The sequence below is a fragment of the Ensifer sp. SL37 genome (genome assembly GCF_026672675.1).
GTDB classification, from domain to species: Bacteria; Pseudomonadota; Alphaproteobacteria; order Rhizobiales; family Rhizobiaceae; genus Ensifer; species Ensifer adhaerens.
The window spans coordinates 1-21,470 of the sequence record NZ_JAPPRN010000002.1; the positions used below are offsets into that span (position 1 = coordinate 1).

At 57.7% G+C, this 21,470-nt stretch carries 18 protein-coding genes and 4 pseudogenes; 11 read left to right on the forward strand and 11 right to left on the reverse strand.

Annotation, left to right across the window (positions count from 1 at the left end; genetic code table 11):
* Together OVA00_RS07735 and OVA00_RS07740 are read left to right on the forward strand one after the other, a co-directional pair.
* Window positions 1-775, forward strand: a 775-nt coding sequence (locus OVA00_RS07735; protein WP_442780467.1) for a Mu transposase domain-containing protein, incomplete at its 5' end; no start/stop codon positions are given.
* A gap of 14 nt (window positions 776-789) precedes the next feature.
* Window positions 790-930, forward strand: a pseudogene (locus tag OVA00_RS07740) (AAA family ATPase); the annotation flags it as partial.
* Between the two features lie 16 nt (window positions 931-946).
* Here the strand turns inward: OVA00_RS07740 and OVA00_RS07745 are convergent.
* The 4 genes and pseudogenes from OVA00_RS07745 to OVA00_RS07760 form a co-directional block, all read right to left on the reverse strand.
* Window positions 947-1,243, reverse strand: a complete 297-nt coding sequence (locus tag OVA00_RS07745; RefSeq protein ID WP_268088517.1) for a hypothetical protein — start codon at window positions 1,241-1,243, stop codon at window positions 947-949.
* A pseudogene (locus OVA00_RS07750) lies at window positions 1,243-1,455 on the reverse strand (transposase domain-containing protein); the annotation flags it as partial. The pseudogene OVA00_RS07750 and the gene OVA00_RS07745, both read right to left, overlap by 1 nt.
* A gap of 192 nt (window positions 1,456-1,647) precedes the next feature.
* Entirely contained in the window at window positions 1,648-2,574 is a 927-nt protein-coding gene (locus tag OVA00_RS07755) for a tyrosine-type recombinase/integrase (RefSeq protein WP_268088518.1), read from the reverse strand.
* Window positions 2,567-3,121 carry a tyrosine-type recombinase/integrase gene (locus OVA00_RS07760; protein WP_268088519.1) on the reverse strand — a complete coding sequence of 185 codons (555 nt, stop codon included), beginning with the start codon at window positions 3,119-3,121 and terminating at the stop codon, window positions 2,567-2,569. Before OVA00_RS07760 ends, OVA00_RS07755 begins: the two co-directional genes overlap by 8 nt.
* 622 nt (window positions 3,122-3,743) lie before the next feature.
* On the opposite strand from OVA00_RS07760, the pseudogene OVA00_RS07765 reads away from it, so the two are divergent.
* A pseudogene (locus tag OVA00_RS07765) lies at window positions 3,744-4,739 on the forward strand (IS3 family transposase); the annotation flags it as partial.
* Window positions 4,740-5,083: 344 nt separating this feature from the next.
* Here OVA00_RS07765 and OVA00_RS07770 read toward each other — a convergent pair.
* The 3 genes and pseudogenes from OVA00_RS07770 to tnpA all read right to left on the reverse strand — a co-directional run.
* Window positions 5,084-5,758: pseudogene (locus OVA00_RS07770) on the reverse strand (IS66 family transposase zinc-finger binding domain-containing protein); the annotation flags it as partial.
* Window positions 5,759-5,820: 62 nt separating this feature from the next.
* A complete protein-coding gene (gene tnpB / locus OVA00_RS07775) occupies window positions 5,821-6,174 on the reverse strand; it encodes an IS66 family insertion sequence element accessory protein TnpB (RefSeq protein WP_268088520.1) in 354 nt (117 codons plus the stop codon).
* Window positions 6,171-6,623 carry an IS66-like element accessory protein TnpA gene (gene tnpA / locus OVA00_RS07780; RefSeq protein ID WP_268088521.1) on the reverse strand — a complete coding sequence of 151 codons (453 nt, stop codon included), beginning with the start codon at window positions 6,621-6,623 and terminating at the stop codon, window positions 6,171-6,173. The genes tnpB and tnpA overlap by 4 nt, the downstream gene beginning before the upstream one ends.
* 635 nt (window positions 6,624-7,258) lie before the next feature.
* On the opposite strand from tnpA, the gene OVA00_RS07785 reads away from it, so the two are divergent.
* From OVA00_RS07785 to OVA00_RS07795, 3 genes are all read left to right on the forward strand, one after another.
* Window positions 7,259-8,152, forward strand: a complete 894-nt coding sequence (locus tag OVA00_RS07785) for a LysR family transcriptional regulator (RefSeq protein ID WP_268088522.1) — start codon at window positions 7,259-7,261, stop codon at window positions 8,150-8,152.
* Between the two features lie 71 nt (window positions 8,153-8,223).
* The gene (locus tag OVA00_RS07790; protein ID WP_268088523.1) at window positions 8,224-8,484 is read left to right on the forward strand and encodes a hypothetical protein; all 261 of its coding nucleotides are present in this window, start codon (window positions 8,224-8,226) and stop codon (window positions 8,482-8,484) included.
* 321 nt (window positions 8,485-8,805) lie between these two features.
* Entirely contained in the window at window positions 8,806-10,077 is a 1,272-nt protein-coding gene (locus OVA00_RS07795) for an IS256 family transposase (protein ID WP_268088851.1), read from the forward strand.
* Between the two features lie 39 nt (window positions 10,078-10,116).
* On the opposite strand, the gene OVA00_RS07800 is transcribed toward OVA00_RS07795, so the two are convergent.
* The 4 genes from OVA00_RS07800 to OVA00_RS07815 form a co-directional block, all read right to left on the reverse strand.
* Window positions 10,117-12,498: an acyl-CoA reductase gene (locus OVA00_RS07800; RefSeq protein WP_268088524.1), complete on the reverse strand. Its 2,382-nt coding sequence runs from the start codon at window positions 12,496-12,498 to the stop codon at window positions 10,117-10,119.
* 212 nt (window positions 12,499-12,710) lie between these two features.
* A complete protein-coding gene (locus OVA00_RS07805) occupies window positions 12,711-13,877 on the reverse strand; it encodes a LuxE/PaaK family acyltransferase (RefSeq protein WP_268088525.1) in 1,167 nt (388 codons plus the stop codon).
* Window positions 13,870-14,838, reverse strand: coding sequence for a GNAT family N-acetyltransferase (locus tag OVA00_RS07810; RefSeq protein WP_268088526.1), 969 nt, complete (start codon window positions 14,836-14,838; stop codon window positions 13,870-13,872). The genes OVA00_RS07805 and OVA00_RS07810 overlap by 8 nt, the downstream gene beginning before the upstream one ends.
* On the reverse strand, window positions 14,835-16,103 hold the full coding sequence (locus tag OVA00_RS07815) for a phenylacetate--CoA ligase family protein (protein WP_268088527.1): 1,269 nt from the start codon (window positions 16,101-16,103) through the stop codon (window positions 14,835-14,837). The genes OVA00_RS07810 and OVA00_RS07815 overlap by 4 nt, the downstream gene beginning before the upstream one ends.
* Window positions 16,104-16,574: 471 nt before the next feature.
* Between OVA00_RS07815 and OVA00_RS07820 the strand changes: the two genes are divergently transcribed.
* From OVA00_RS07820 to OVA00_RS07840, 5 genes are read left to right on the forward strand one after another with little or no spacing between them, the layout of a single operon-like run.
* Entirely contained in the window at window positions 16,575-16,889 is a 315-nt protein-coding gene (locus OVA00_RS07820; protein ID WP_268088528.1) for a hypothetical protein, read from the forward strand.
* A complete protein-coding gene (locus tag OVA00_RS07825; RefSeq protein WP_268088529.1) occupies window positions 16,886-17,308 on the forward strand; it encodes a hypothetical protein in 423 nt (140 codons plus the stop codon). The genes OVA00_RS07820 and OVA00_RS07825 overlap by 4 nt, the downstream gene beginning before the upstream one ends.
* Window positions 17,305-18,612, forward strand: a complete 1,308-nt coding sequence (locus OVA00_RS07830; protein WP_268088530.1) for a pilus assembly protein N-terminal domain-containing protein — start codon at window positions 17,305-17,307, stop codon at window positions 18,610-18,612. Before OVA00_RS07825 ends, OVA00_RS07830 begins: the two co-directional genes overlap by 4 nt.
* A gap of 44 nt (window positions 18,613-18,656) precedes the next feature.
* Entirely contained in the window at window positions 18,657-19,256 is a 600-nt protein-coding gene (locus OVA00_RS07835; RefSeq protein ID WP_268088531.1) for a hypothetical protein, read from the forward strand.
* The gene (locus OVA00_RS07840) at window positions 19,253-21,328 is read left to right on the forward strand and encodes a flagellar biosynthesis protein FlhA (protein ID WP_268088532.1); all 2,076 of its coding nucleotides are present in this window, start codon (window positions 19,253-19,255) and stop codon (window positions 21,326-21,328) included. Before OVA00_RS07835 ends, OVA00_RS07840 begins: the two co-directional genes overlap by 4 nt.
* The last annotated feature ends 142 nt before the right edge of the window (window positions 21,329-21,470 follow it).

The window sequence follows — 21,470 nt, forward strand, 5'->3', positions numbered from 1 at the left end:
AAAGAAGGCGAAGGTCGAGAATGGCATGCGTTTCGCCCAGAGCTGCATCCTCGGTCGCCTGCGCAAACAGACGTTCTTCTCGCTTGCCGAGGCAAACGCTGCCATCGCCGAGGTGCTGGAACGTATCAATACCCACGTCATGCGTCGCCTCGGCGTCAGCCGCAAACACCTCTTCGACACCGTCGAACGCGCCGCGCTCGCCAGCTTGCCTGCTGAGCAATACGAGTTCGCCGAATGGCGCTTTGCACGAGCTTCGACCGATTATCATGTCGAGTTCAGGAGCTTCTTCTATTCCGTCCCGCACACCCTCATCCGCCAGCAGGTCGACATCCGGGCGACAGCGCGGATGATCGAGGTCTTCCATCGCGGCAAACGTGTTGCGGTCCATCAGCGCCGCTATGGCGGGCCGCGCTATGGAACGGACCCGGCGCACATGCCGAGTTCCCACCGCCGCTATGCCGAGTGGACGCCGGAGCGCTTCCGGCGATGGGGCGCGTCGATCGGTCCGCAGACCGAAGGGCTGATCACCGCCATCCTCGCCAGCCGGCCGCATCCCGAGCAGGGCTTCAGAACATGCCTCGGCATCCTGCGCCTTTATCGCGACATCGGCCGCGAGCGCGCCGAGGCCGTTTCGGCGCGCGCCGTCGAGATCGGCGGCCTGACCTGCAAGACCATTGCCTCGCTCATCGCCACCCACAAGGCCGCCAGACATTCCACCGAACCCGCCGCCGTCATGGAACACGCAAACCTGCGTGGACCCGGCTACTTCCATTGAGGAGACACCTGATAATGCTGACCAATCCCGCCATCGACATGCTGCGCGAACTCGGCCTGACAGGCATGGCCAGTGCCTATCAGGAACTCGAGGCGCAACCGGAAGCCAGACACCTCGAGCATGGCGAATGGCTCGCGCTTCTTCTTGAGCGCGAGGGTAACCGGCCGATTGTTACCGCGGAGATTTCGCCTTGACGCGAGCGATAAGTTCTTCGTCGTCGACAAAGCTGTCGAGGAAGTCGTTCCAGGTTTCGGGCGAACGGCGAGCATCGGAGAGCATCTGGTTAAGCTCGTCGATGCCATCGTCGGTCAGTGCGGTGATTGTCTCATCGTCACCGTGCACAACGCTGATGATGTTTCCATAGGTCAGATTGTCGGAGTTTCTGACGATGGCCAGAAGGAGTTCTGGATCCTCTTCGAGCATTTCCGCGACATGGTTGATGGTGAACACATGGGTTATCGTTGCCATCAGGCGGCCTCGGCACATGTGATGATTGCAGGCCGCCAGTTCCACGGCAGCAGTTCATCGAGCCGATTGATCTTGTGATCATGGATACGGTCGAGCACGTCGGCCAGGTAGGCCTGCGGATCGATGCCGTTCATTTTTGCTGTCTCGATGATTGTCATGGCCCGTGCCAGGGTCTCCGCGCCGGTGTCGGCGCCAGCGAAGAGCCAATTTTTCCCGTTATGCAAATCTTTGCATAAAAGAAATTATGCGAAGCTTGGGATTATGCGCAGGTATCGTGGCGGAAGCAGCACGGCGGCCGTGTCCGCCACAACGATCTCAACATAATCAGAGCGACTGTAGAAAGGTCATCAGTTCGTCGGAAGCTCGGAAGCGTGCGGCAGAGGCGCCGGCGGGCTGCAGCTTCATCAGCGCTGCTCTTTCATCGTGAGGTCGGCTTCAACGTACATGTGCGTCGTTGCAGTGTCCTCGTGACCGAGCCAGAGGGCGATGACGGTGATATCCACGCCGGACTGCAGCAGATGCATCGCCGTCGTGTGGCGGATAACGTGCGGCGTTACTGCTCGACCGATGAGCGCCGGGTGCCTGCACCCAGCCACTTCGACCGCAAGCTGTAGCCTTTGCGTCACGTTCGAGCGTGTCATCCGGCCACCACTGCGGTTTGGAAGAAGCATCGCATCGGCAGGCGGCTCACCGAGCCGCCGACGCCAGCTACGAAGCAGCGAAGCCGTTGTTCGCCACAGCGGTACTGATCGATCCTTGCGACCTTTGCCATGTAAATGGACAGCCGGTTGTCCTTCGAGCACGACATCGCCCCAGCGCACGCCGATCATCTCGGAAACACGCGCGCCTGTATTGTAAAGGGTGCTGAACATGGCGCGGTCCCTCTGGCCAGCCCAAGTTCTAGCGTCCGGGGCCTCGATGATGGTGCGGATCTCATCTCTCGACAGAAAGCCGACCATGGGCCGGTCAAATCGCTTTTGCGGGATTGCGAGCGCCCGTTCGATGGTGGCCAGAGCATCGATGTCGTGGTGTCCAGCGTATTTTAGGAAAGTCCGTATTGCCGCGAGGCGCGCATTGCGACTTCGCACGCTGTTGCCACGTTCGTTCTCGAGATGATCAAGAAACGCCAGGAGCAACGGCGCGTCGAGGTCCAACAGCGCAATCGCGCTTGGTGTTCGGTGCAGTCGCTGTGCGGCAAATCCCAGGAGCAGCCTCAGCGTATCGCGATAGGCTGCAACCGTCTGACGACTGACGGCACGGTGTTGGCCAAGATGCTCGAGAAAGAAGCGCTGGACGAGGTTAGAGAGGGACGGCGCCTTGCGATCAGACATGGGCGTCCTCCCCGAGGGCGAAGCCTTCGAAACGCGATCCGGCGATAGCCATCAGATCGGGGATGCCAGTCATGTACCAATAGGTGTCTGACACTTTGGTATGACCGACATAGGTCGAGAGCGCCGCGATGGCGTTGTCGATGTCGCATCCGTCTGCTTGCCAGCGCTCCAGCCGGCGGCAGATGAAGGTGTGCCTCAGATCATGAATGCGAACGTGGGGATAGGAACCGCGCGGCACGATTCCGGCTGCGAGGCGAAGTCGTTGAAAGACGCCGTAAACGGTTCGCTTGTTGAGGCGTTGCCCACTTGCGATGGTGAAGAAAGCTTGCTCCTCCTCCAGCCTGACGAAACGCTCTCGAATATGCAGATATGAACCAAGCGCGTTGGCAACCGACAGATGAAACGGCACATGCCGAGACTTGCGGAACTTGGTCATGCGCACCGTTGCACAGCAGGCTTCGATATCGACATCGCAGCAGCGCAGGTTGATCGCCTCCGAAATGCGCAGGCCGGTTGCGGCGATCAATCCGATCAACGCCTCGAACACGACCGATCGCAGTTCACCTGCGATTGGAGCGCGCGGGCCGCGGCCATTAGGCCGAGGATCTCGTCGTCGGTATAGATATGGGGCGTCAGTCTCCGCCGCGACTTTCCGAATATCTGCGTTTCTGGAAACTCTGTCGCCGGATCCAGGCGCGTCATGTAGGCCGCAAAAGGCTTCACGACTGCCAGCCGTCCAGCCCAGGTGAAGGGGAGACTGATGCGCGACCGCTCCTTTGTCCAGCGGATGACAAGGTCGTTGGTCAGTGTGCCGCAGTCCTGCTCGTCGGCGAAACCTGCAAAGGACCTCAGCAGCCGAGCGTCGGGGCCGCTGCCCTGAAGCCGAGCATCGAGCGTTCCGCCAGATAGGCTGCGACATGCTCCGTCATTGTTGTCTTCATCGCCGTCACGCCCTCCCTGGCCAAGGAAGAGCGACAGCCGACAGCCGGTCGAAATCGATCTTGGTATAGATCTTTGACGTGTCGAGGCTGCGATGGCGTAGGATATCGGCAATGTGCTTCATCGGTGTGCCCTCACGTAGCAGTCAGAGGTGGCTCGGGAAAATTGGACAGGTCGTTAAGTGGAATTTCTGGCTGAGAGCGGCGAGAGTGCCGTAACAGGAGAATCACTTGAGCAGACGACCCCGCCGAAACCACAGCGCAGCCTTCAAGGCGCGTGTAGCCCTTGCTGCGATCCAGGGGGAGAAGACGTTATCGGAGCTTGCGCAACAATACGACGTTCACGCCAACCAGATCACGACGTGGCGAGATCAGGCGCTTGCGGGCATGACGGCGATCTTCGACACGGGATCAAAGCCGTCGGAGCCTGCGGTGGATGTAAAGACGCTGCACGCCAAGATCGGGGAGCTTTCGCTGGAGAACGATTTTTTATCCGGCGCGCTCACCAAGGCGGGACTGTTGGGGAGCGTAAAGAAATGATCGACCGCGATCACGAACTGTCCATCACCCGCCAGGCCCGAGCTTTGGGGATCAGTCGCAGCATCGTCTACTACATGCCACAACCGGCGTCGCCGGCGGATCTTGCGCTGATGCGTCGGATCGACGAGCTGCATCTGGACTACCCGTTCGCGGGCAGCCGGATGCTGCAGAAGCTTCTGACGCGCGAAGGCGTTTGACGTCGGCCGACTGCATGTGCGGACCCTGATGAAACGCATGGGGATCGCGGCGCTTTACCGCAAGCCGCGCACGTCAGCACCCGGCGATGGGCACAAGATCTATCCCTATTTGCTGCGCGCTCTGAAGGTCGATCGGCCCAACCAGGTCTGGGCAACGGATCTGACCTACATCCCGATGGCGCGCGGGTTCTGCTATTTGATCGCCATCATCGATTGGTTCACGCGCAAGGTTCTGTCGTGGCGGTTGTCGATCACCATGGACGCTGCGCCATGCGTCGAGGCTCTCGAGGAAGCGCTGGCCTGCTACGGCAAGCCCGAGATCTTCAACTCGGATCAGGGCAGCCAGTTCACCAGCCACGACTTCACAAAGGTGCTGCTCGACCACAAGATCAAGATCAGCATGGACGGCAAGGGTGCCTGGCGGGACAATGTCTTCGTCGAGCGGCTGTGGCGGTCGGTGAAATACGAAGAGGTCTACCTCATGGCCCACCGCACAGAATTCCTGACACTCCCAGGGTCGCTGTTGCACGAAAGCTCGCCGTCATTCTTCACAGCATGTGGCGTTCGCAAGCTCCATTCAAATGGGCGACCGAAAAAGAAGTGCTCGTTTAATCGCGTCTACCGTCTGCCGCTGAAACGCAGGCAGGCGGTCACGGTGTCCCGAGCGGGGACGAAGGTTGACTGAGTACGCATCTGCCAGAGTCGCTTCAAGCACGGGGTAGAGATTGTACCGTCCGCCTCCTTAGTTCGCATTTTGTGGCGGCAACGCCGACCACGGACAGAAGCATGGCCCTGCTCGTGGATAGCGAATTGACAGAACCTGCCCGATCACAGAAGCGGCATATGTTCGGAATGCTTGGAGACGGCAATCTCAGCCAGAAGGGCTTCAGTCGGCCAGCTCCCTTCCAAGAGATGCGCCGGCGCTCTGGCCTGGACGACGCCCGTTCGACCCTTGGGGCATGCGTATTTCGGGCGGATCGTGACGATCACCTCGTAGCGCGCCGGGACCCGGTCGAGCCGTTCCGTCCGATCCTCGCCGATCCGAACCATGGTGCCGCAACCGCAGGGACAAACGATGCTCTCGGGCTCGATCACGCGCTCGACCCGCGGCAGGTGTTCGGGCAGTGCACGGGCCTTACGCTCCTTGCGAGGAGCCGCCTTGTCCGGATCGGATGCGCTGGCTTCGATCTTTTTCTCGACGGCGGCGATCCGCGCCTGTGTTTCGGCAATTGCCGTTTCAAGGTCTTCCAGCGCCAGTTCCATCTGCGCCGGATCGAGCTTTTCCGATTTCGGCCCGAACTTCGTGCGCCTGTAGTCGTGAACCTGCCCCTCAAGCTTCTCGATCAGTTCCTTCAACTCGGCGATGAAGGCGTCCTTTTCGGCCACCACAGCCTGCTCATGCTGACGTGCAGAACGCTCGACCGACAGCTCGAACTGCATCGCCGCAAACGCCTTTACCACCTCTGGCGGAAGGTCCGGAAACAAGCTGAGATCAAGGGGTGATGACATGCGCCCTTATAGCAAGGCAGCACGAAAAAGCCAAACAAAACAATGCAAAGACGGCCGGATATTCACCCTGCCGCCGACGGCGCGATCACCCGTTGCACTATCACTCGCCGCCAGTCGAGCCCCTCGAACAAAGCCTCGTATTGCCCCCTGGAAAGGCGCATCGTCCCATCCTGCACCTTGGGCCAGGCAAAGCTTCCATGTTCAAGAATTTTGTAGGTCAGCACCATTCCTGTGCCATCCCACACCAGGATCTTCAGACGATCCCCGCGCTTCGACCGGAAGATCACCGTCACCCCGGAATGCGGGTCGAGCTTCAACTCGGTCTGCACCATCAGAGCCAGCGCCTGATGCCCACAGCGGAAGTCCACCGGCCGCGTTGCAATCAGGATCGGCAGTCGTTGGCCCGCGACGATCATGCCGTCCCTCGCATGGCTCGCACCAGAGCCGCCACACGTTCAACCGGCACATCGTTAGGAACCCGCATCACAACGTCTGAGCCAATCTCCAACGTCAAAACCTGCGCCTGCGGCCCGTCGGAGGCCAGCTTCGGAAGCGACAAACGATTGACAGGCTCAGGTGGCTCCGCAGCGATTGCCAGAGGCACGAATGCCGGCTCGATACCATCGTGCTCCGACAGCGTCGTTGTCGCTGCAAACGGCAGCACCAGAATGCCGTCACGCACTTGACGTCGCCAATCGGAAAGCTGGTTTGCTACAACGCCGTGACGGCGCGCGACATCCACTACTCGCACACCAGGCTCAAGGCTTTCCGCCACGATCCGAGCCTTCACATCATCCGGCCAACGCCGGTTACCGCGCCGCGGCTCAACAACCTCATAGCGACCAACAAATCCATCATCTGCCATGCAAATCTCCAGATAGTCCTGGAAACCTTCTCGCACACGCAGCAAGCCTCAAAATACAGCCAATCCAATGGGGCGGAGACGGCGCTTACCCCGAGCCCTTTGGGTCCGAAAGTACTGATCGAAGCTGCTTGGGCTCGCTGCCGGCTTCGAAATGCAAACCAAAGCGATTTCAAATCTTATTTGCCTATAGGCTAATACTTTATCAAAAGCTTACCAATCGAATACCAATATCAGAAGTGGTGGTGGACACTTACAGGTCATGAAGTCTTTGATAGGACCGAACAACGAAGGAGCGGTTGATTATCGAGCGCCTCCAGTCTTCGCGGCGAGCGAAGAACGGTTTGCTCAAACCGCTTTAAATGCGCGGTGCAGGCTCAATCATCGCGGCGTCAGACAGAAGCCTGGCCGACAAAGGATCCTTCAATGCGAAAAGCCGCGATCTCTGACGCGCGAAATCCTCATGCTGGAGACCGCGGCACCATTTTCGGTCTGTTCGGGCTGAACGGCTTGGACGTTTTCGACAACGGGAGAACGCCGATCCCGCGCATTTCGCCCCAAGAATAATTCGGTCGTGGTGGATGGCCTATGCCTCCTTAGAGCAAGCGTAATTTTGGCCAGGTGGCCTTGGAGTAAAAATGCGGAATATAAACATCAAGAAATGGAGTATTTTTGTTGCTTCGGTTGACTCTGGTAGTTTTACCAATGCAGCGCGTCGTTCAAACGTATCGCAACCTGCTGTAATAAACATCATAAGTGAAATAGAGGAAACGATTGGTTGCGAGCTTTTCGTCAGAAAAGGGAAGGTGCGAAGCTCAGAGCTCACGCCGCGCGGCGAAGAGGTTTATGAGTACGTTGTCAAGGCGATATCGACGTACGAACAAATCTTGAACACGATGACTGATGCGACGGGTAAGAAGAAGGCAATGACGATACTCATTCAGTCACCCTACACATCGATCGTATCCACTGAGTGGCTGACGGGTCTGTTCTCAAGCTATCAGGACCGGCAACTTTCTGTGCGTTCTGCGGACTGGCAGCAAATCACAAACGCACTCGAAAGCCGGGACGAGTGCGTCGCTTTGATTGAAGGCGATACTCATCCGAAAAGTGTTGAGTATTTTTCCCTCGCCTCGATCGAGACGATATTTGTCACTCCTGATCCTTCGTTCTGCGATGCCTCGATTTCATGGTCGGATGTGCCGCAAAATACACTGGTCTATTCTGCCGTCAGCCCGACAACGCTTAACAAGATACACGCCAATCTGACGCGAGCGGGATTTGCCAAGGGGAGTTTTACCGAAGTGAATTGCCTTGATATTTTGAAGAGGCTGGTTCGCGAAACATGTGCACCCGTCATCATGCCGAAGGTGATACTTGACAGTTGTCCGAGCATGCGCGGGTTTAAGTGTCTTCAGTTTTCTCATTCGAAGGTGCACACTCAGTTCGGGCTTGCCGTCCCTTACGGACATAGGATGCGCCGCAGCTTCACTGCGGAATCGCTTGAGAGAGTCCTGGTTAACGAACCCTAGTTGCGAGCGCATGAACCTTCATGCGACGCCTTGGAAACGGATACGATTTTTGGAAAGAAAGGTGATGATGTATGACGGATTTCAAAAAGTTCCCCAGCCATATGAACTTCGTGCGGGACGTATTCAGCTTCTCGTTCGAGGAAGCTTCGAAGATTAGCGGCCGATTTCGCACGAACGCAGAGTTGTTGGCGGCCCTCGACACCACATTGGAAGCGATAACGAATTCCGAATTGCCTGAAGCGGAACGTCGAGTGATCTACCGATTGATAGAAGAAGAAAAAAGCGTCATTTCCTATTCCGTGGTTTCAAGAAATAGCGTTGTCCCAATCTAACTGGAGCGTGAGCATCCAAAGGAATGCCTGCGACGTGGGTCGCACCATAAGGCGTTTTAGCCAGCGAACCCGAGGATCTGCCGGCTAAGAGCCTGATGCCAAATGGGGCGACACCTCGACTGTGGCGCGAAACGTCGCATTTGAATTGTAATGACGCCGTCAATGATTTCTGGACAGGAGCTTTGCCCGACATGACCGGCGATGCGCCGCCCGGCCGGATCGGTCGAGCTATGACGGAAACTGGGTGATGACGGCTTGATGAGGGCGGCGTATCGAGGCGGGTGACAAGCCTGCCAGAACCTCATGAAAGAGCGATACGCCATGAAGACAGATAGCACTGTTGTTTCCTTTCCGCATCCCGAGACGCTCGATGATCCCCTGACATCGGTTCTACGCGAAGGCGCGCGCCGGCTTCTGGCACAGGCCGTGGAGGCGGAAGCCGAGGCGTTTCTTGCGGCCATGGCCAGCGAACGCCTGAGCGATGGGCGGGACCGGGTGGTGCGGCACGGCCATGGGCCTGAAAGAACGATCCAAACGGGGATCGGTCCGGTTGCGGTGCGCCGCGTCAAGCTGCGCGACCGGGCTTTGGAGACTTGCGGCGAGGATCGCATCACCTTCACGTCGGCGATCCTGCCGAAGTGGGCACGACGCACGAAGAGCCTCGACGCTCTGCTGCCGGTCCTTTACCTGCGCGGCATCTCGACCGGCGATTTCCAGGAGGCGCTTGCCGCCTTACTCGGCAAGGACGCGCCGAACCTGTCACCCTCGGTGATTGGCCGGCTGAAGGAGGAGTGGCAGGCCGACTATGATCGCTGGCAACGCCGCGACCTGTCAGCCCGCCGCTACGTCTACATCTGGGCCGACGGGGTCTATCTTCAGGCACGCATGGAGGACGATGCCGCTTGCATGCTGGTCGTCATCGGCGCGACGCCGGAAGGCAAGAAGGAACTTGTCGGCTTTCAAGTCGGCGTGCGCGAAAGCACCCAGAGCTGGCGCGAGCTGCTCGTCGGGCTGAAGGCCCGCGGGCTTTCGATTGCGCCAGAAATTGCCGTGGGCGACGGCGCGCTCGGCTTCTGGAAGGCGCTGGAGGAGATATTCCCTTCGACCCGCCATCAACGGTGCTGCCAACACAAGCTCCTCAACATCCTCAACAAGGTGCCGAAGTCGGTGCAGCCGAACATGAAGGCCGATCTCAGGGAGGTCCGCGATGCCCCGGATCGGGCAACCGCCGAGGTCGCGATCGCCGTCTTCGTCGACAAATACAAGGCCAAATATCCCAAGGCCGTCAACTGCCTGACGAAGGACCACGAGGCATTGCTGACCTTCTTCGACTTCCCGGCCGAACACTGGGACCATCTGCGCACCTCGAACCCGATCGAAAGCGTCTTCGCCACCGTCAGGCACCGCACGGTGCGAACCAAGGGAGGCCTGTCCCACAACACAGCACGGCTCATGGTCTTCAAGCTCGTCATGAGCGCCGCCAAAACCTGGCGCCGGCTGAAGGGCGAAAATCAGTTGCCAAAGGTCATCGCCGGCGTCAAATTCACCGACGGTGTCGCCGAAACGACGACCCCTGACCATCGCGCCGCCTGATCGGCCTCGTCACCCATTTCCCGCCATAGCTCGGATCGGTCATCTGCAGGTTATTTCTGGCCGGCGCGAACCTTGTCGGGAGGTGATGTCGTCTGGACGATTATCGAGGACCAAAAGGGCCTTGCCACTTTGCGGATGGCGGAAAAACTGGCTTGATGGCAGGGCGACGACCTTTGCGAGCAATAGCCCTTCATCGATGACGCCCAACATCATTGGCTGTGACCTCAAGCAGGCAAGCGCCCGAGCGACGTCACCGTCAACAAGAAGTAGCAGGGTTTCAGTCCCAATCTCGTCGTGTCCGACGACGATCTGGATCGGCTGGTTGATCTGTTCTGCCAGGCGGGAAGGGTTAAGAAACACAGTTCCGACGCGAAGCAACGCTCCATGGCGACCCTGAAGTTGGAAACGGGGCGTTGCCAAGCCACAGGCGCACGGGCCGGGTTGCCAACGACCAAGGTCTCCGAGGTCGTAGCGCGATATCGGCTGGCCCTCCCGAGCAAGGGAGGTGAAAACGAGGCGGCCCGTCTGCAGGTTCTCCACTGGGCGGTCCGCGTCTTCGGCAAGGATCTCCAGCCATTGTGTATCGAGCAGATGGAACGTGCCGTCCGGGCTGTCGGTGCAGGCATGCCCGAGCGGGCCCGCGTCGACCGATCCGTAAATAGCGGAACGGATGAGCGAGACGCCAAATCCGCCGAAGTAGGAGCGCTGCGCTTCATTGACATGCTCGCCGCCAAGAAGGAGCTTTTCTACCCCGCGATAAGCGCGCAGTTGTCTTTCCTCGCTCACAAACAGACGGTGAATAGTGCTCGGCATACCGATCAAGGTGTTGATATCGTGAGCGACAATAAGATCTGCCAGGCGGCTATAGTCGCCGTCGGTCGGCCCACCCATCGGGAACTGGGTCACCGACAGCTTGTCGAGAATGGTGAAGAAACTTAGCATGCCCCCGTAGAGGTTTCCGCCGTACAAGAGATTGATCGCGCGATCCTTAGCCGGATCGATCCCCGCGGCAAACAGACCGTCGGCTGCGGCCTGCATCTGCCTGTGATAATCGCGATAGCTGAAGCCGGCGAGCCTAGGCTTACCGGTGGTGCCGCCGCTTCGGAAAAATAATTGTGATTTTGGCCCTATCGGCAGCAGCGAAAACTCGGCCTTACCGATAACAGGTTGGTCGTCGAGGTTTATGGGTGGAGCTGGCGCCTTTTCGAGGGCTGCGTGACGTGGCAACATTCCCGGCGGCAACGTCACGGAAACTCTGCGAGCAAGGCGTCCAAGCGCGTAGACCCCGTCGTGTGGTTCGCCCTGATAGCTTTCGTGCATCGTACCTGGCGGCACCACACGGGTTACGCCGCCGGCGAGCAAGGCAAGTGTCAACGACACTTGGTCGCTTGCCGTGGCGACAAGCCCGCAACTTTGCAAGTGCGTGCGCCAGGTTTGAAGACCAGAGCAAAGGTCGCCGCGCGGCATGGGGCGCAGCTGGACGGTGCGAAGAAGCGGTGAGGGGGCAAGCTCCCGTTGATGAACCCAGACGACGCGCCAACCTTCACCCTCCCAAACGTGCCCGGTTTCGCCGGCGAAGCTTTGAGCAAGTCGCGCCACGGCAACTTGCGTGGTAACCTCGGCGAATTCCTGCTGCGTTCTTTCGGTCGGTGGCCACACCGGTGCGCGACGCATCAACGCTTCGGCCAAGCGATACCCGATTTCCAGCATTATCTGCGGATCGTCACTGTCAACGAGTACGCACTGTGGGCTGGAGCAAGCGCGCTGGTCGATTTGGCAGATATCGTCTGCCAAATCGTCAAATTGGCTGCCATCGACGGCGTCTGGTACCACGTAGGCAAAACTGATTCGATGGCCCCAGTCGATCCACCGGCAGCCAGCGGGTACCTGCTGGCGGATAAGCGTGAGCGCAGCATCACCGCCCCACGCTGATACGCCGTCGGCTCGCGCAAACAAGCGATGGATCTCGTGGTGCGGCAAAGGCAAGACGCTGACGTAGTCTGCCAATTTGCCGCTCTGATCAAAGCTTAAGAATTCGGCCAGCAACTGGGCCATGAAGTCCTGGTCGTCATTGCTTGGACGCAGCCAGTTTACATTGCCCACAAGCAAACTTTCCAGCACTGCAAAAAATGGCAGTAGTTTGCTGTTGGAAGGCGTGATGTGCACGATGAGGCCGAGCGGCCGCCAGCCTTCGAAATGTGGTTCGGCATATGAGTTGCGGCGAATTGAAAGGCGGAACTGGCCTATTTCGCGCTCGAGCTTTGTTTCCAAGGCTTGCCGCTGACAGAACGAGACGAGCATCCGACAGGTGTCACTGTCGAGGTCGCGAGCGGTCGTGCCGCGTTGGATTGCATCTGCAAAACGGCCGGCGCAATCCAGTACTGTCTCGACCTCCGGCGCGTTGGCGAGAAGACGGGGCAAGTTCTCTTCCAGAGAGCTTAGCACTTGGAGGCTATCGGCTGCAGCGCCTAGCCTTCCTTGAGCGAGATACATTAACGGCTCCTGTGAAATCGATCTGAGAAAATCTGGTCTTGTTTCGTTGGAAACAAAATGGCTTTCAGCATCCGCGCAACGGGCTATATTGTCGGCAACGCATTCGTTCCGGCGTTGCTGCGCTCCGGTTGCCGTGGCGCCTATTGGATGAGCTCGGAGGCGGCGAGTGCACAACTGCGGCTTTTGCTGGTACCTGCACGACCAAGGAGTTCGAACCAATCCGTCTGTATGCCACAGCCACATGTCGCGCCCGGGCGCAATTTCGCCAGATCGCTCATGACAACGCTATGTGCCGGGCTCGATGTTATGTAAGGTGACACCAAATGCAGGAAGCCTGCTTCTCCGTAAGGCTGGCGCATCATTGTGGCCGTGTGGCGAATGAAAGCGCGTGAATAAACCGGTACATGGAAGTGGTGGTATTGGCACTCGACATAGGGCACGGGGTGCTCGACGGCACCATAGCCGTCTCGGCACCGTTGGCTTGGTAGACCGAGTTGTTCGTAAAGCCTTTGATGCAACAACGCTTTCGATATTGCTTTGTCGGCGTGGGTTTTCCATCCCCCCCCCAGAAAAACCAGGGATCCGGGATGCAGCTTGAGGGCCGGAAGGCCCATATCCCGCATTCGCTCAAGGGTAAACCATAAGAACGCTGGAAAGCCGAAGATGCGAACGGGCAGGCCTTCGGCAGCGTAGTCAATCAACGCCTTAATGGTGCCAAACGGGTCGAACTCATTGCCGACCCCGTTGTGACGAAGCGCATATGCTACTCGATTTACGGGTGCAAACTTGCACAGGAACTGATCGGTATAGGCTGTGCCGACGGTAATGGCGCCAGCCGGCTCATAGCTCAGCAGCAAGTAGTTGCAGGGCTCGTTGTCCGTGACCCAGCCGTAGCGGCTAAAAATGCTGCCCACCATAGATTGGGCGCGTAACATGCTGGGGCCATCATAGCGCATTCGGCTCTTCTGTCCTGTGGTGCCGGAGGACGTAAGTTCCAGCGCATCCTTTCCCGTCGCACTTATCAAGAGGTGCCGCTTGAAGTAGTTGGTAAAAATCGGTGGCAGAAAGGACCAGTCGGATGGGAGTGCTGCCTCCCGGTCGAAATCATTGGCATCGAGCCACTGGCTGTAGCCGGGGGTGTGAACGCAATGATACGCTGTCAGTTCGCGCATGGCGGCGTCGAAGAGATGAACGCTCTCTTCGTCTGCGCGATACGGGTCTTCAAGGGCGCACAGCGCCTCGACGTTCGGGAGTAAAACCATATTTGCTCCTATGGCGCTCAGAAAAAGGCAGACATCGTCATGCAACATCGTAACGCAGATGATGCTGCCAGCGCAGCTTGTTGACCTGCGGCAGCATCCCGATGAAGCGGCTTTCGTGCAGTGCGATTGCGATTGGGCAGTGCAGATCAAGTTTCGGCGTTCGGTGCCCTCGCACCATGAGGGCAAACCATTGCCGTTGCGGGCCAGGGGTCAGACCGGTGCAATAGTAGCCGGCGCGTCCAAGCTGCTTCAGTGCGAAAGGTGTGTCTCGGGCAAGAGCCAATCTGACGTAAGTCAATCGCCCGAAAGGTAAGTTTGCGACGTCTTGGACATGATGCGAACGCAGGTCCGACAGGGTTACGTCTATTCGCCGCTCTCGGCTTTCGATCGCAAGAGGCGCGACGGAAAAGTGGTTGTCTTCGGCAGGCGTGCTGCCAAAATTGCAAGAGAGCGGGGCAATCCAACCAGAATAATCGCCGGGCCAATCGATCGCCGGAATAGGGCGAGGCTGCAATGCCAGGCAACCGAGTATTATGCTTTCGCGATTTTTGCCGCCGAAAGGCGAATCGACGTAGTCAAACATCAACGCGGTCGTTTGAAAACCGAGGTTGCGCGCTAGGCGCTGGCTCTGTCCGTGGGAAGACACTTGTTTAATCGTAAGCGTTGCATAGCCTTGCCTGCGGGCGCGCTCGCACAGACTATGGGCAAGTTGGGTCGCTATGCCGTTGCCGCGAGCGGAAGGGTGGACCGTGTTCAGCGCGAACTCCACCTGATCAGGCAAGTCAATCTGATACCAAAGCGCTGCATGGCCTATCACGTGTCCGTTGGACACCGCCACCATCGACTGCCAGCACCTGGTCGCGTTTCGGCGACGGATCATGGCCGGCAGATAGACGTCGGGATATACATAGTTATCACCGTATACAGTGCGGAACAATTGGCTTATCCCCTCTGCATCGGTCTCCACAAAACTCCGGATCTCAAAATCGCAGACGCCCGTGCTCATGCTTCGACCTCGTAATACGGGCGTTGATCCACGACACGCACCAGCTTGCCTGACCTGGCATGGGTGAACATCGCAGAAGAGGGCAAATATCTTGCACAAAGTGCTATTTGCCCGCTGCTTTGTGCGTTCGCAAGAGCCGGGAAAGCGAGGCGAAGGCCATCAATCAAGGTGTCTTCTTTGATCGAAGGGGGGCCGACATCATCGGCGATTTGCAAGGTCAATTGATCCAGATCGTCCTGGCGTGTTAAAACCATTTGCCATGTCGTGGGGCCGACCAGTTGATTGAGGGCCTTGTCGATCATATCCGGGAACAGGGAAAGTGTGCCCACGCGAATGCGGTGGCCTCCACCAGCCCTTCCGCGCAGGGCAAATTTTCTGACAGCCGTATCGAGTGGACTGCGCCAGCAGGCAAGATCGCCCGTGGGGTAACGAACGATCGGCATCAGCAAGCGTTGTAGGTTTGTGACGACCAGTACACCGACACGATCGACGTCATCAATGACTTCACCAGTCGTCTCATCGACGATCTCGACCAAGATATCCCCGTCAAACACCCAATGTTCGTCCACCTCGCAATCAGGGAGACAAGCACCAATCAAACCTGCGTCGACGCTAGCACACCCGATTGAGGTAATGCAGGCCTTCGGGAAAGCTTTCTCCAATACCTCACGCTGATTGGCAAAAAGACTTTCCCCGCCATACATGATGCAACGGACCCCAAAGACAGAGCAGCCGGCCTGGTTCAGCCAGTTGGCGAAGCGCACCAGCTGTACCGGGACGCCGGCGAGTACTGTGATATTATACTCATTGATGGCCGACGCCAAAGACTGATCGTCAACTGCGCCAGTGAATGGAAACTCGCAGATCGGCACGGATGAGTAACGAAGGGCGCCGTGGATAAACAAGAGGCTCGCGTAAAGGTCTCCGGCGAAGAACAGATTGGCGACCCTGTCGCCTGCCTGGAGGCTCTTGCTCATGCCCTGTCCAAACTGCCGCACGAAGTGCTGCCATTCCTCACGAGCATAGATCGATAGCTTGCCGTCGCCTGACGAGCCTCCTGTCTTAAACACAAGGCCGTCCAGAACCGGACCTGTCAGTACGGGCCAATTATCGATGTTCGAGGAGCCCTGCCAGAAATTCTGTGGATCAATTAGCGGCAGGGCACGCAACTGCCACCCCGTCTGCGGCAGGTTGGCATAGAGCTGGCGATAATAAGGTGAATTTTGTCGAGCATATCTGACGATCGCTGCGAGCGGAGTTGGCATTGAGGCGGTCTCCTGAGAATTCTGGCACTGTCGCCAAGCGCGGAAAGACTTCTAAGAGGTGGGATTGACCCCCGGTTAGTCCGGCAATTTTCCGGTGTGCCGTTCAGACGATCTGATAACGGTTCGACGCCCGATAGGCTGGCAAAGCACTTATAAGAAAATAACCCGATCGCGCCACGTCGTCGGCCGTCTTAGAGGCGGATGGTTCTCGGGCGAGCAGTCGCGGCCAGGCGCATGCTGGTCTTTGCGTCGGGGGACCGCTCTTTCTGGCGCCGGGTGGCCGTCGGGCGTGGCAACGGGGAAGGTAAACGCGCCGTCTTGGTCTGCTGGAAACGCGTGCGAAGCGGGCAGATCTGACCGATGGGGCAGCCAGACGTCGCTCTTCGAAGGCGTCTTAGAATTCCCTATTTTCGCATAAGTAAAATAATCTTTAGCGTTTGGGATCGAATCGAGGTTTCAAGCTAGGCTCTCATGGACCCCGCAGCTGACATTTTGTTTATGCTCTCGTCGTTCAATCTTCGCGTTCAATTTGTCCGCAAGGCGCTGCTTTATGGGCGAGCAGGGGTGACTTTGTTTCCCCAGGACATTCGCTTTAGCGAAGTCTATGCATGCGCGCTGCTGCTTGACGGGCAAATAGACGAGGCGGCGACAGTGCTCGCGGCGGGCGGCGAGGTTACGCGCAACATGTCTTACTTGAGGGCTCGGGTAATGTTGCAGGAAAATCCCAGTCTTAACAACGCTCAGGTGGCGCTTCGCGCCTATCTTCACCAGGGAGATCTGTCTTGAGCACAATTGGCCGAGTTGACGCGCCGCTTTCTTTATCCAGGGCGGCAACCCCTGAGGCGGGGGAGGTTGCCAGTGAGCAGGCGGCGCCGAAACTGCACGCCGTTTCAAGGGTTGATCGGCGCAAAAAGCCGTCCGCAAGGTCGGACGATGCGGCCGGTTTTCTGGGGTCGGGTGCCGTTGATGGCGCAGCTGCGCTTGGTCCCGAGATTGGCGTTCCTGCGGCGGTAAAAACAAGGCATGAAGAGCTCATGCTCTTGGCGGGCGAAATGGGTTCTGCCCAAGCAGCGACGCATATCGGCTTTGGATTGTTTCTCAGTCTCGCAAGCATCTTGTCGCAACCCAATTGGGTGCGAGCGATGGGCTGCTACGACCAGCTTATGCGGCTTCAGATCGTCTCGGTGAAAGAAATGGTACAATGATCATCGCTCAGCCTCGCAAAACACGGTTTGCCCCAAATCGAACAAGGTCTCTGATGCGTTGCGCTGGACTGCTCTCATTCCTGTCTTGGCTCGTGTTTGCAGCTCCTGCTGTCGGGCAGCAGAACCTCGTGGTCGAAGTCGGCAAGGGGCTGCGGCTGGGCAGGGTGGCGAACGCCGAATCCGTTTTTGTAGCCGATCCGAGCATCGCCGATATCACCTCCTCGCCAGGAGAGGCAGTGTATGTCCATGGCAAAGCACCCGGCGAGACGACGATCATTGCTGCAGATATAGCCGGCAAGACGTTATTCCAGTACAATCTTGTGGTTGTCCACAACCTCAGCGAAATTCGTCGCGCGCTGAACAAGCGGTTTGCTGGCGAGGCTGTCACTCTGAGCTCGGCGCGAGGGAGTGTTTACGTTTCGGGGACCGTCAGCGATGAGCGCACGCACCAGGATGTCCTCGCAACAGTTCGCGCGGCAGTGCCTGACGGTGCCCTGATCGACGAGATTTCTGTTGCGCAGAGTCAGATTGTTCAGCTGGAAGTTAAGCTTTTGGAGGTCCGGGCCGACCAGCTGGAGCGCCACGGAATAAACTGGTCAATTCTCGCGGCCGCAAACACCAATAAGCAGTCTGGCAACCTGACCAGCGTCGACTCGGTCATCAGCCTGCTGATCGCCAACGGGGTCGCGACCGTCGCCGCAGAATCGACACTTGCAACGGTCAGCAACCGCAAGGCCAACTTTTCTGTTGGCGAGGAGCTTGCAATGCCGGTGTTTGCCGCTGGAGATGGTTCCGATGCGCGCAACTTCAGTGTCGATTTCAAGTTTGTCGGCATCGATCTGAGCTTCACGCCCGTCGTTCTGCCAAGCGGAAAAATAAGCCTCGAGATCGCTTCCGAGGCATCGAGCGCGCAGGCGACGGCTCGCCAAATCAATGGCAATAGCTTTCCGAACTTGGTAGCGCGCAAGTTTACCACAAATGTGGATCTCGAAAGCGGCCGCAGCTTCGTTGTGGCGGGTCTTTCCCGTCTTGATACGTCTGCCAACATACAAAAGCCGCGCGAAGGTTTCGGTGCAAACGCATTGCGAACGGTCATCGGAAAGGATCAGATCGAATCGGCCCAACGTGACCTGGTGGTTGTTGTCACGCCTCGCGTCGCAGAGCTGCAGAAGCCGAGTGTCAAGGAGCTTTTGCCATCATCGCAAACCAACCTGGAGTTCATTCTCGACAAAAAGGTGCACGCAAACCGGCGATCGGGATCTGCAAGTGTTAAGCTGGTTGGTCCGGCGGGGTTCGTTTATTGATGTTGAGACATCGCGCAGACGCGCTACTCGTTCGCCGGACCGCTTTGATCTGGAGCCTCATCGCAGCACTTTGCGCGTCCAGCGCTTTGGCGGAAGCTCCGCGGCTGCCGCGCGCCGGTCAGCGGTACGATTTTGTGAGCACGAGCCAGGATCTCGTCGCCGTTCTGCGGCTTATCGGACGAAATCTCGGGATCGCGGTGGATATCGATCCGACCATTTCGGGAAAACTGAGCAAGACCCATCGCACGGACCTTTCAACCAGCGCGTATCTGGAGGAACTCGCGGGTGAATTTGGCCTGGTATGGTTCTTCGACGGTTCCACCCTCCATTTCAGCCCCAGCAGTGCGGTCAGGACTGAAGTCTTTGCGCTTGAGTTCACCAATGGCGCCAGCGTTATTAAAGCGCTGTCGGGACTGGAGGTGTATCAACCCCAATTCATCCACCGCTACGACCTCAAAAATCATGTATTTCTTGTTTCCGGCCCTCCATCCTACGTAGATATGGTGAAAAAGGCCGTCGAGGCGGTTGAAAAGGCAAGCCGCACCGAAATTACCATCTTGCGGGGAGGCGGAAGCATTGTTGCTGCGGAAGCGGCGGTGCCGGAGGTTGTGACGAGCAACGGGGCTGGCGTTAATCAACCATGAGGCTATCGAAACTGATCCCCCTGTTGGGGCGGCAAAAAGACATTTATCTTGTTTCTGTCTTTGCGCTCGTCCTCGTGATGTTGATACTGCCACTCCCGGCAGTGTTGATGGACGTGCTGATCACGGTCAATATCAGCGCCTCCATTATCATCATCCTGATATCGCTCCAGCTTCATAACCCGCTCCAGTTCTCGACCTTTCCGTCGCTCCTGCTGGTCAGCACGCTTTTCCGCCTGGGAATCTCGATTTCCACCACCCGACTTATCCTCATCGATGGCAATGCAGGGGAAATTGTCGCGACTTTCGGCGAAGTGGTGGTCGGGGGAAACCTGGTTGTTGGACTGGTGATATTCCTGATTATCACGGTCGTGCAGTTCCTGGTGATCACCAAGGGTGCGGATCGGGTGGCAGAAGTCGGCGCTCGGTTCACGTTGGACGGGTTGCCAGGCAAGCAGATGAGTATTGACGCTGACCTGCGTGTTGGAAACATCGACCAGTTGCAGGCACGTGAGGCGCGGCAAAGCCTGGAGCGGGAAGCCAAGCTTTTCGGTTCCATGGACGGAGCCATGAAGTTCGTCAAAGGAGATGCGATTGCCGGTCTGGTGATCATTGCAATCAATCTTCTTGGTGGGATCACGATCGGCATGGCTCAACGCGGGCTAAGCTTTGGCGATGCTCTGGAGCTCTATGCGCTGCTGACGGTTGGCGACGGCCTGATTGCCCAAATTCCAGCTCTGCTGATATCTGTCGCGGCGGGCAATATCCTCACGCGTGTCGTTAATCCTGAGGGTATCGATCTTGGAACAGAGATCAGCCGCCAGGTGTCGGCAAACGGCAGAACCATTGTTATTGCCGGCCTCCTGATCGCTATGTTCGGTCTGGTGCCCGGATTTCCGACCGTCATCTTCGTGCTGATTGGGTCTGCACTTGCCGGGGGTGTCCTTTGGGGCAAGCGCAAACGAATCCAGGCCTCCGCGAACGCAGATCGAGACTGGTATTCGAAGTTTGAGGCCATCCGCAGACAGTATCGTGAATATCAGCTGCGCACCGGGTCGCAAGAGACTGTGAAGATCCGATTGCCCCCAAGCATACGCACGGGCGACGTCTCGCTCTTTTGTGCAACCATCGATCACGTCAGACGGATTCTGGAGGAAGAGTACGGTGTTCTGACGGGCTATTGGCTCTTGGAAATTGCCGAAGCGAGCGTGGATAGGTATGAGATTTTCATCCAACAGGAGATGGTTGGGGCCGGACAGCTAAAGCCGACCGAAGTATTTGTAAAAGCCAATCAAAGCTACCTCGAAATTCTCGGCATATCGTGCACATCTCACTTCGGCGCCCGCGAAGGCGCGTATGTCTCCGAGGCGTACGTTTCCAAATTGCGAGAAGAAGGCATTGAATATTGGAGTGCGACTGAGCAGCTCTGCTTGCACATAAAACGGGTTGTCGCGGAACAGCTGGAAAAGTTTGCATCTGTCCAGCATATCGCCAACATGCTTGCAGAAACTGGTCGCAGCCATCCAGCCTTGGCCAGTGACCTGCGCGATAATGTGTCGAACAGCCAGATCAGCGCAGTGCTGAAGATGCTCTTGCGAGAGCGCTTGCCCATCGTCAATCGCGTTCGAATCCTCGAGGCCATCTTGGAGTGGTCGCTAAAGCGACCGGATCCGTACTACATCTTGCAAAATGTCCGCGTCGAGATTTCCGACCTGATCAGCAAACGCTTCGCGCCGGATGGGTTCCTGCCGGCGATTGTCATAGCACCCACGTTGGAGTCGTGCCTTCGTGAAGGCATGCGCAACACCACCGATGGGAGTTTTGTTCTCGTCGAGCCATCAATTTCGACACATATGGCGAACCAGGCCAAGAGGATCGTAAGCGACGGCTTCATCCTCGGCCGCGATCCAGTCTTGCTCTCTCAAAAGGACATTCGCCAGGTCATCAATTCCATTCTTGCAGAATATGGCATCTACATACCCGTGTTGTCGTATCAGGAAATCGATCCAAACGTGGTCATCTATCCTGTAGGATATCTTTCGATAGAACCGGACGCGACGTCTACGGGCATGTAACGAGCGGCTGTAAACCCAGCGTCCCGGTTGTTGACCGCATCTTCGCATTTGCGCTTCACCGCAGCGTCCTTCGAGGGCCTTCCAACGCAAGGCCGTGATGGGTCTTTCGAACAAGAGTTGTGCAAATAAAGTCAGCTGCTGT